The 10,396-nt window shown below is 47.2% G+C and carries 9 protein-coding genes; all 9 read left to right on the top strand.

Annotated features, from left to right (window positions below; translation table 11 throughout):
- Nucleotides 1-795: an MBL fold metallo-hydrolase gene (locus ACKTRM_RS18995; protein ID WP_007407895.1), complete on the top strand. Its 795-nt coding sequence runs from the start codon at nucleotides 1-3 to the stop codon at nucleotides 793-795.
- An 86-nt stretch (nucleotides 796-881) separates the two neighbouring features.
- Nucleotides 882-2,078, top strand: coding sequence for a S1C family serine protease (locus ACKTRM_RS18990; RefSeq protein WP_012118892.1), 1,197 nt, complete (start codon nucleotides 882-884; stop codon nucleotides 2,076-2,078).
- 511 nt (nucleotides 2,079-2,589) lie between these two features.
- The gene (locus tag ACKTRM_RS18985) at nucleotides 2,590-2,799 is read left to right on the top strand and encodes a winged helix-turn-helix domain-containing protein (protein ID WP_012118891.1); all 210 of its coding nucleotides are present in this window, start codon (nucleotides 2,590-2,592) and stop codon (nucleotides 2,797-2,799) included.
- A complete protein-coding gene (locus ACKTRM_RS18980) occupies nucleotides 2,796-4,214 on the top strand; it encodes a sensor histidine kinase (RefSeq protein ID WP_012118890.1) in 1,419 nt (472 codons plus the stop codon). Before ACKTRM_RS18985 ends, ACKTRM_RS18980 begins: the two co-directional genes overlap by 4 nt.
- A 231-nt stretch (nucleotides 4,215-4,445) precedes the next feature.
- Nucleotides 4,446-5,453, top strand: coding sequence for a ThiF family adenylyltransferase (locus ACKTRM_RS18975; protein WP_023357221.1), 1,008 nt, complete (start codon nucleotides 4,446-4,448; stop codon nucleotides 5,451-5,453).
- On the top strand, nucleotides 5,450-6,772 hold the full coding sequence (locus tag ACKTRM_RS18970) for an ABC transporter substrate-binding protein (protein WP_012118888.1): 1,323 nt from the start codon (nucleotides 5,450-5,452) through the stop codon (nucleotides 6,770-6,772). The genes ACKTRM_RS18975 and ACKTRM_RS18970 overlap by 4 nt, the downstream gene beginning before the upstream one ends.
- Nucleotides 6,773-6,790: 18 nt before the next feature.
- Nucleotides 6,791-7,981: an MFS transporter gene (locus ACKTRM_RS18965; protein ID WP_012118887.1), complete on the top strand. Its 1,191-nt coding sequence runs from the start codon at nucleotides 6,791-6,793 to the stop codon at nucleotides 7,979-7,981.
- Nucleotides 7,982-8,008: 27 nt separating this feature from the next.
- Entirely contained in the window at nucleotides 8,009-9,634 is a 1,626-nt protein-coding gene (locus tag ACKTRM_RS18960; protein WP_012118886.1) for an ABC-F family ATP-binding cassette domain-containing protein, read from the top strand.
- Nucleotides 9,635-9,647: 13 nt separating this feature from the next.
- Entirely contained in the window at nucleotides 9,648-10,367 is a 720-nt protein-coding gene (locus ACKTRM_RS18955) for a cupin-like domain-containing protein (RefSeq protein WP_007407887.1), read from the top strand.
- The last annotated feature ends 29 nt before the right edge of the window (nucleotides 10,368-10,396 follow it).

Genomic DNA, 10,396 nt, shown 5'->3' with positions numbered 1-10,396 from the left:
ATGGGCTTGCAATTTAGCGTGCTTGCGAGCGGGAGTACCGGAAACGCGTTTTATCTGGAGACAGAGGAGCACTCTTTTCTGGTGGATGCCGGCCTGAGCGGTAAAGCGATGGACGGGCTGATGGAGAAAATCGGCCGCAAGATAGACGACGTCGACGGCATCTTTGTCACTCACGAGCACAGCGACCATATTAAAGGGCTCGGCGTCATTGCGAGAAAGTACGGTCTTCCCGTCTACGCCAATGAAAAGACGTGGAAAGCGATGGAGAATCAGATCGGCAAGCTGGATACCGGACAAAAGTTTCTGTTCCCGATGGAAAGCGTGAAATCCTTCGGCGGGCTTGATGTTGAGTCATTCGGCGTCTCTCATGACGCGGCCGAGCCGATGTTTTATGTTTTCCACTACCAAGGCAGAAAGCTCGCACTGATGACGGACACCGGGTATGTGAGCGACAGAATGAAAGGCATTATCCGTTCGGCCAATGTGTTTGTGTTTGAAAGCAACCATGATGTCGGCATGCTGCAAATGGGCAGATACCCATGGAGCATTAAGCGGCGGATTTTAAGCGATGTCGGCCACGTCTCCAATGAAGACGCGGCGCTCGCCATGACTGATGTCATCGGTGACGGCACATCGCGCATCTATTTGGCGCATCTGAGCCAAGACAACAATATGAAGGAACTGGCGAGAATGTCCGTGCAGCAGACATTGGCTGCGAAAGGATTTGTCGCCGGGGAAACGTTTCAGTTATTTGATACCGATCCGAAAATCCCGACGCCGCTGTGCGCCGTGTAATTTTTCCAAATGAATCATGATTATTAATCCGCGATCTGACCCACACTATAAGCAAATCGAGTACTCTTGAAAGGATTTGAGATAGGGTGGATTATAATCGCGATGATGAACAGTACGCCTCCGAACAGCCCCGCCGCAGCAAGAGAGGGTACTTTCTATCAAGTCTGATCGGCGTCATCGTCGGGGCCGCGCTCATGGCTTTCCTGCTGCCGTACTGGACAGGCGGAGATCATGGAGAAAACAGCAAAAGCACCAGCCAGCGTCTCGGCAGCGAACAGGTGAAAACAGTCAACGTAAATGTCAATGACGCTGTCACGAATATGGTCAGCCGTGTATCAGATTCGGTAGTCGGCGTTCTCAATATCCAAAAGACCGATATTTGGGGAGAGGGCGGCGAAGCGGGAAGCGGGTCGGGCGTCATTTACAAAAAGAACGGAAACACTTCTTATATCGTAACCAATCACCATGTCATTGAAGGTGCGACTGAGATTGAGATCAGCCTGAAGGATGGCTCACGCGTGCCTGCTGAGCTGATCGGGAGCGACAGTCTGATGGATCTCGCTGTGCTGAAGGTGAAATCTGATAAAATCAAATCGGCCGCCCAGTTCGGCAATTCCGATCAGGTCAAAGTCGGAGAACCGGTCATTGCGATCGGAAATCCGCTTGGGCTTGAATTTGCGGGATCAGTGACACAGGGGATCATTTCAGGCACGGAAAGGGCGGTGCCCGTTGACTCAAACGGCGACGGACAGCCGGATTGGAATGCGGAAGTGCTGCAGACCGATGCCGCGATTAACCCCGGCAACAGCGGCGGCGCTTTGATGGATATATCGGGCAAGGTGGTCGGCATCAACTCAATGAAGATCGCTGAATCCGCCGTTGAAGGGATCGGCCTGTCCATCCCGTCAAAGCTTGTCATTCCCGTTATTCAGGATTTAGAAAAATACGGAGAAGTCAGACGGCCTTTCCTCGGTATTGAGATGAAATCCTTAACGGATATTGCGAGCTACCATTGGAGCCAGACGCTGAAACTTCCGAAAGGCGTTAAAACCGGGGCGGTCATTATGGGTGTCGACGCGTTTTCACCGGCCGGAAAAGCGGGTTTGAAAAAGCTTGACGTAATCACCGGGTTCGACGGACATAAGGTCAATGACGTTGTGGATCTCCGTGAGCGCCTGTATCGCAAAAAGATCGGTGACCGTGTGAACATCACGTTCTACCGTTCGGGAAAGAAAAAAACAGCGGAAGTCAAACTGACAGAAGCGGATCGATTACAGAAATAAAAAAACAGCCCGGACATCCGGGCTGTTTTTTATTGATTCATTTGTTAATATTATACTATTATGAAAACGGGAGGTGAAACACGTGAAAACGGCTGATGTAATCATCGTATTGAATGAAATTGAAGGTGAATGTGAAGGAAGAATTATTTTAGAATGCAGAATTTAAGAACATGAAACATGTCATATCAAACGTCCTTTTTCAGGGCGCTTTTTTTATGCCGTTTTTCAGAAGCCATAAAAAAGAACTGAACGCGGGTCACAACACGTTCAGTTAAAAATGGATATATTTGAAAAAAAGGTAGACATGAACTTAGAACTTTGTGATTGAAACAGACTGGTGCTGCTGAATTGAAGCGGCAGATAATGATTTTTATTTGCAGATGGCTCCGTTTTCAGCGTTTACTTTCACCAATTCAGCTTAGATTCCGTTTTGTTTCAGATAAAAGCGAATAATAGAAGGGGAAGCGAAAAAAATAAAAACAGGCTGATACATCTAAGGAGAGACTGCATCATGGAAAAGTTGAAAGGCATCAAGCTGAGTGCAGACGGCGAGTCTGCACTCATTGATTCTTTAACGATGGGGCTTCATTACGGAACGGTCCTCGGGGAAGACAATATCGTCGAGGTGTACATCCGTTCTTTGCGCGAAAAGCTGAAGGACAAAGAACACAAGGTGATTCGCACGATTCGGGGCGCCGGGTACAGGGTGGATCTGGCATGAAACGGCTGTACAGAACCCTGCGGTTCCAGCTCCTGTTCAGGTCACTGGCGATTTTGGCTTTGCTGTTATGTTTCATCGGCGGCACTCAGTACATGTTTATGACACGGACGATGTATGAAAATCAGGCGATCAGCATTCAGAGTGATATCAATTCAATGGATCAAAGCGTATGGAGGTCCATCAAAACCCTTGCCCGTTCCGAAACACCGGCTCATCCGAATTTGATTTACCCCGGGGTGACGGTTGCTTTTATCAATCAATCATACAAGATGTCTGTTTTATCAGAAGACCCGCACGCGGGGGCCGCTCCTTCTTTCCCGAAAAAAGTGTACAGGGATGCGCTGACAGATACCATGGCGCTTCACTATCAGGTGGCTCACAATAAGTCAGGTCAGGAAATCATCGTCGTGTTTCAGGCGATTTCTGTTGACGGAAGGCAGGCGGGAGTTGTGCAGATGAGCAGGCTGACCCAGCCTTTGAATGATTCGCTTTTCCGCCAGATCAGCATTTTCGCGGTGCTTTCCTTTGCGGCTTTGGTCATCGGACTGTTTGTTTTCTTGCCAGTGATCCGGCTCACACTCAAGCCGCTGTCCCGCATTGTGCGTATGATGGGTGACATTCATGCCGGCAGTCTCGATAAACGGCTGCCGATTGATAAAAGGCAGACAGAAATTGAGTCGCTGGGCATCTCCATCAATCAGATGCTGGAACGGATTGAAACCTCTTTTCAGGCGGAAAAAGAAGCGAAGGAGCGCATCCGGCAGTTTGTATCAGACGCATCACATGAGCTGAAAACGCCGCTTACCTCCATTCACGGCTTTATCGAAATGTTAATGCGCGGAGCGGCGGAGAAGCCGGAGCAGAAAGAAAAAGCGCTTCAAAGCATGTACGCGGAATCCGCCAGGGCGAATAAGCTGATAGAGGATCTTCTGTTTCTCGCGAAGATTGACCGGGTGCCGAGCTTTGAAATGAAAAAAGGCGCATTGGGAGACGTCATTTTGGAAATGGAGGCTCAGCTGAAGCTGCTCGGGAGAAACCGGAAGCTCGAGTTCTTTGTCGATCAAAAGATAGAAGCCGTTTTTGACAAAGACAAAATGAAGCAGGTCATTCTCAACCTCTTTTACAATGCGGTGCAGCATACGGATGAAGACACAGGTGTCATCACCGTCTCCCTGCAGAAAGACGGAGGAATCATGCTTATGATTGCGGATAACGGAACGGGAATCGCTCCGGAGCATGTGCCTCATTTGTTTGACCGGTTTTACAGGGCGGAAACCTCCCGATCCCGTCAATCCGGCGGCGCGGGGCTGGGTCTTGCCATTACAAAAACCATTATCGACAGCCATAACGGAACAATTGAAGTGAAAAGTGAGCAGGGAAAAGGCTCCGTGTTCATCATCCGGCTGCCGGGATAAACCGGGAAGAAGGAAGAAATATCACAATTTATATATAAATTCTAAATTTTCAAAAAATAACTTGTCCTTTTCCAATATTGGTGATAATATCTAGTTATTGGTAAAGGGGGTGTGTACTGATGAAGATTGAAGAACTTGATCTTGATACAGAAACAGCAAGCTTGGTGCATCGTTGCTAGTAAAGCCGTGACTCCCCTCATTGGGGAGTTATTATCTTTCAGGGGGTATGTCATGATGTCAACGGACTGTAAGCGCTGGAAGTTTAAAGACAGCGTGCAGGTGCTGACCTACACGGCGCATATTATCATTCAATATCGAAAGGCGATTAAGCTTGCGCATACGAGTGAGATCAAAGAGGCGGTTGAACGGCTGACCATCGGCTGTGAAAAACAAGAGCTTTCTGATCTTCTGGGAGAGGAAGCGGGAAACCAGTTTTTCGATGCGTTAATGAAATTGGATGCTTTAATAGAGCCATGGCAAAACGGCCGTGAAGGCCGCATCACTGAAAAGCAGCTGTACCATTTTGAGAAATACAACCAAAACCCCAATCTGATCCAAAAGAGATTAGACGGCAGCAGGGCAGCGATCGTGGGTCTGGGGGGCGTCGGAACGATCATTCTTCAAAACCTTTTGGCGGCGGGCTTGCAGCATTTTATTCTCATTGATTTCGATGCCGTATCAGTACATAACCTGAACAGACAATTCGTCTATAATAAATCTTCTGTAGGCAAATTAAAGATCTCAGAATGCAGAGATTATATTGCGGGTATCAATCCCAATGCGGACGCAGCACTTTACCATAAGGAAATTACACAGCCGCAGGACCTGCGTGTGTTAGATCCGTATGAAATTGATATCGTCATAAATGCCGCTGACAAACCCCATAACATTTCTGAATGGGTTTACCGGTATTGTAAGGAGCGGAATATCGCGTTTATGACCGGGGGTGTCGGCAGCTTCAGCGGCCAATGGGGGCCTCTGCTCACGCCTGAATCCTATCAATCCGGCGTCACCTATGAAAAAAACATGCCGGCCGGACTTCTGAACTGTTACCCCGATGAACCGATCAAAGGTTCCTTAGGAGCGACAAACGGTATTATATCCTCGTTTATGTCTCATGACATTATCACATACCTTGCAGGCGGAAGCCCGAAATCCCTGAATACCCGCATCGGCCTGGACTTTGACGGCCTTCATATTACAGAAACGAAGCTTTCTCAAAAGGAAAGCGCTTTATGAAGACGATGCATCGTACGGCGAGAAAACCGGGCGACCCTCTAAAAATAGAAATCGACACAAGCCCGATACGCTTGAACCCATTAGATACGCAGGATTACACAAGCAAGATGATTTGCAGCATTATGTATGAAAGCCTGCAGGACGGCTATAACTGCCGGATCATCCGCAAAGATCCCCGCACCTGTCAGGTGGACATTCACCCGGACTATTTAGGTGACGCCGAGGGTGTGGTTCAAACGATCATCTATCATCTGACGAAAGAAAATCAAAGCCCCCATCTCGGCAGTTTCCTGAACATAAAACAGGCCGTTCCGTATGTAAAAGGCCTCGTCTCATCCGATCAGCTCGGGGTGAACGTAAAAGGCGAAAAACGCTTTGAAGTCACCTTGGACGAGCCGTCTGATGAAATAGAAGCCGTTTTGCAGAGCAGCTTTCTGATTCCGGGGACCGCCGGGGGCGATGTGCCGGAAAACGGCCCGTACCGATTCAAGCGCACGTTTGAGAAGGGGCTGGAATTTGAGCGGAATCCGCAATATAAAATGACGCCCGCGGATCACCGCACGGTTCAGACCATCCAATTTATTTTGAATGTTGATCTGGAAAAAAGCATCGGGCTGTACGAAGCGAATCAAACGGACGTGACCTGCCACACCCAGTTTCATCATTCAAACATGAGGTATCGGCAGTATGCTGATTTTAAAGAAAATCATTTGCCGATGTTATTTACCTTCAAGGTAAAGGACGACATGCTGAGAACTTTCATTCAGCATTATTTTGATAAACAAAAGCTGGCCGGGGATTTGGGGCATATCATCACACCGACTGATTCACTGATCGGTATATGGGAAAGCGGGAGGACACCGCAGAAAGATCCGCCCCTTTTGACAAAAGAAGAACCGATCCGAATCGTTTATGCCGATTATTATCCCAACGGAGAGATCATTGAAAGGCTGGCTGGTCTGTTTCGGCGGGCCGGAGCGGACGTATCCGTCTCCCGCGTCAGTCATTTCAATGATTATTACCATATGGATAAAAGCGGGTTTGATATTGAGCTCCATTTGTTCCTGCCGGCTTACATGCATGAGCTGAGCTATATCAGATATTTCATCCGCGACATCAGCGATCCAGAGAAGAAAAAAACGATCATTGATGCCATAGGATCTGAAAAAAAGAAGGAACTTTTTGGGTTATTCGAGAATACAACTCATTATTGCCCAATTTGTTTTGGGAAAAGTCTGTATCTGCAAGATCCATGTATAGAGGGTTTTAGTGTAAAGACTGACGGGCTCCTTTCTGTTCATGATGTTAAATGCAGATAGCTGGAAAGGGGTATTCATTTGCGGAATCGAAATTTGCTTTACTTCTCCGGTTTTTTCGGAAACTTCTTTTTCGAACGGGGAATTTGGATTTTATATTTAACAAGTATGAATTATTCATTGTTTCTTGTGGGCATCCTGCAATCGGTCCTGAATTTGGCGATGTTTCTGGCGGAAGTGCCGAGCGGCGTCATCTCGGACAGAATCGGGAGAAAAAAATCGCTCTTGCTCGGCCATTTTATGGTCATTATCTATTTGGTGATGTTCCTGAGCTTCCATAACTTCATCGCCCTCTTCATCGCCCATATTATATACGGTATCGGGCTGACGTTTATATCAGGAACGGATCATGCCTTTTTGTTTGATTCACTGAAAGAACAAGGGAAAGAAAAGTGGTACGGCAAATCCATCGGAAATTATAACGGACTTGTCATACTCGGTCTTGCGATCGCCATGGGCATCGGCGGCTACTTGCAGGAAATATCATGGTCGTATGTGTTTATCGCCGGGATTGTCACTCAGCTGATTGCAATGGCGGTCATTACACAGCTGACGGAAATCAAATTTGAAAACAGTGAACACGAAACGCAGACGGTCGGTGACATCTTAAAAGAAGTCAAAGATTTCTTCAGGCTGAACAAAGCCTTTAAATATCTGGTGCTGTCACTCTCCGTTTTCTTTGCGATTACATCGGTTTTTTATATGTACGGACAAGATTTGTTAAGTCAGGAAGGGCTGTCCGTGCGCAATATATCCATTATTTTTGCGGGACTGTCCATCTTGCAGGCGCTGTGCTCCATCTTTTCTTCCAAGCCGGCGGAAAAATTCACGCCGAGGCGCGTGCTTCTGCTGACATTCTGCATCATCGGGGCGGCCTACCTGTTTATACCTTCGGGCAGTCTGTACGTGACGATTGCAGCTTTTGTCGTCATTAACGCGCTCTATGATGTGATAGAACCCGTATCCAGTCAGGTGGTGAATAATGAGATTCCGTCCAGAACGAGAGCCACGCTGCTGTCCATTATCAGTTTGATGACCTCGCTCTTCATGTTCATTGCCTTTCCGTTTATCGGATTCTTAACGGACTATTTTGATTCAGCTTTGCTGCTGACCGCAATCGGGGTATTATCCATCTTATTGTCGCTGTTTATGATGCTCAGCTTTTACAAACTGAAAGCGAGCGTCGCCATCCAGAATAAAGTCGAGCTTTGAACCAGAATGACAAAGGGATGATGTGAGTTGCTGAATATTCATAATCTTACGGTAAATTTAGCGGGAGATACGATTTTCAAACAAGTTTCTTTTTTCATCAATGAAGGTGAAAAAGTGCTTGTGGCCGGGCCGAACGGTTCCGGCAAAAGCACGCTGTTCAGGGTGCTTTCCGGAGAGCTTGAGGCAGATGAAGGAACGATTGCGATCAACAAAGGGGCGAAGGTCGGTTTGCTGAAGCAGATCGCTGATCCCCATGAGGATCTGACGTTGTATCAATATCTGGAAAAATCATTTGAAGCTCTCGCGGCGATCCAGAAGGAAATGAAAGCAATTGAGCTGAAGCTTTCGGAACCGATGAGTGATGACGAGCTGACTGCTTTATTGGAAAAGTACAGTCAATACACGGAAACATTTGAGCGGAACAACGGCTACCAGATGCATGCGATGATTGACGAGGTATGCAACGGGCTCAGCCTCAGCGAATTAAAGGATCAGCCGTTTTCAAAGCTGAGCGGCGGCGAAAAAACAAAAGCCGGCCTTGCCGAAATTTTAATCCGCAACGACGACGTTATACTGCTGGACGAGCCGACCAACCATTTGGATGTCCATGCGATTGAGTGGCTTGAAGGGTTTATTAAAAAATCGAACAAAACCATTCTGTTTACGACCCACGATAAAACGTTTGCCGACCAAACGGCGATGAAGGTGCTCGAGATTGACGATACCGAGGTGAAGATTTGGCCTTACGGATTCAGCGAATACTTGAAAAAGCGGGAAGAATTCATCATCGCCCAGTTTGAGAAATATGAAGAACAGCAGAGAAAAATACAGAAGATGAAGGAATCCATCGCCCAGCTGAGAGATTGGGCCAACCGCTCAAATCCGCCGTCTGTCGGCCTGCACAGACGCGCGAATAATATGGAAAAGGCGCTGAAAAGAATCGAGCTGATCAATAAGCCGGTCCGGACGGAGCAAAAATTAAAAAACGCATTTCAGGAAGCGGGCGCCGGTTCAAAAGATATTGTGTTCATTGAAAACGGAAAGGTGACCAACGGATCTTCCCTTTTATATCAAAATGTGAACCTGCGCATAAAGCATAAAGACAGAATCGGCATCGTCGGCAGAAACGGCGTCGGCAAAACAACGCTGATCCGCTGTATCATCGGGGAAAGAGAACTGTCGGACGGCACCATTAAAGTGGGAGAAAATCTTAAAATAGGCTACATTGATCAAAAGAGCCATGTAGGAGATTCGAGTCAGACGATTCTGCAATTTTTTAAAGAAAATCTGCTGACTGAAGAGGGCATGGCCCGGAATATGCTGGCCAAGTACGGATTTTACGGGTCGTCTGTCTTTAAAAAACTTTCCGTCCTGTCGGGCGGTGAGAGAATCAGGCTGAAGCTGTCCATCTTAATGGAAAAAAAGCTGAATGTCCTGATCCTGGATGAGCCGACCAACCACTTGGATATTGAATCTCAGGAAATTCTCGAAAACAGCCTGATGCGGTTTCAAGGCACCATCATCTGCGTTTCTCACGACAGAAACCTGCTGGAGAAGTTCAACAAGATTTTCTGGCTTGAGAATCAAAACGTCACCATCTTTTCAGGTCCATACAGTTACGCCAAACAAAAAAAACGGCAGATTGCCGAATAAAAGGGGAATGGATATGACCATTGACAGACTGACAATCAATGAGTTATCGTACGATCTTTTTGTAAGCGAGTATGCTGATAAGAAACCTTTTATTTTGACGGGGGCAATGGATCACTGGGAATGCAGGCCGTGGACGCTTGAATACATTGACGAACACTATGGGGACAGAATGGTCACCATCCGGAAATCAGATATCGAAGGGGTCAAAACGTTTAAACAAGTAAAGCTTTCCAACTATATCGAGTACATTGATCAGAATGATGACAAATGGTACTGTGACTGGAATTTTACGCAGCTGAACCAAAATGACTTAGACCTTGTCTATTCCGCACCCGAGTATTTTACAAAAGACACATTGAGAGCGGATGAAGAAACGGGACGAGACTGGAAATGGTTCTTTCTCGGTTCTAAGCAGACAGGCACACCGCTGCATCAGGATTTTAACAACACGCACGCGTGGAACGGCGTCATTTTCGGGGAGAAGGAATGGATCTTCTATCATCCGGACGACTCTCCGTATTTGTACGAAGGAAATATCAATGTCTTTGATGAAAAAGACATTGAGCAAAAACCGCTGGTGCAAAAGGCGTCTCCGATCCGCTTCAGACAAAAGGCGGGAGAAATCATTTACGCGCCGCGCCATTGGTGGCATCAAGTCGAGAATACGGAACATACATTGGCAGTGAGTGAGAACTTTTGGTTTACCGGAGAGCGGCTTGCCAATCAGATATAAACGAAAGGCTGAGGAGCATCTCAGCCTTT

This window comes from Bacillus sp. D7-8 (assembly GCF_052055895.1).
Lineage (GTDB): Bacteria > Bacillota > Bacilli > Bacillales > Bacillaceae > Bacillus > Bacillus velezensis.
The sequence above is the reverse complement of the archived record's forward strand: the minus strand, read 5'-3'. Positions and strand labels throughout refer to the sequence as shown.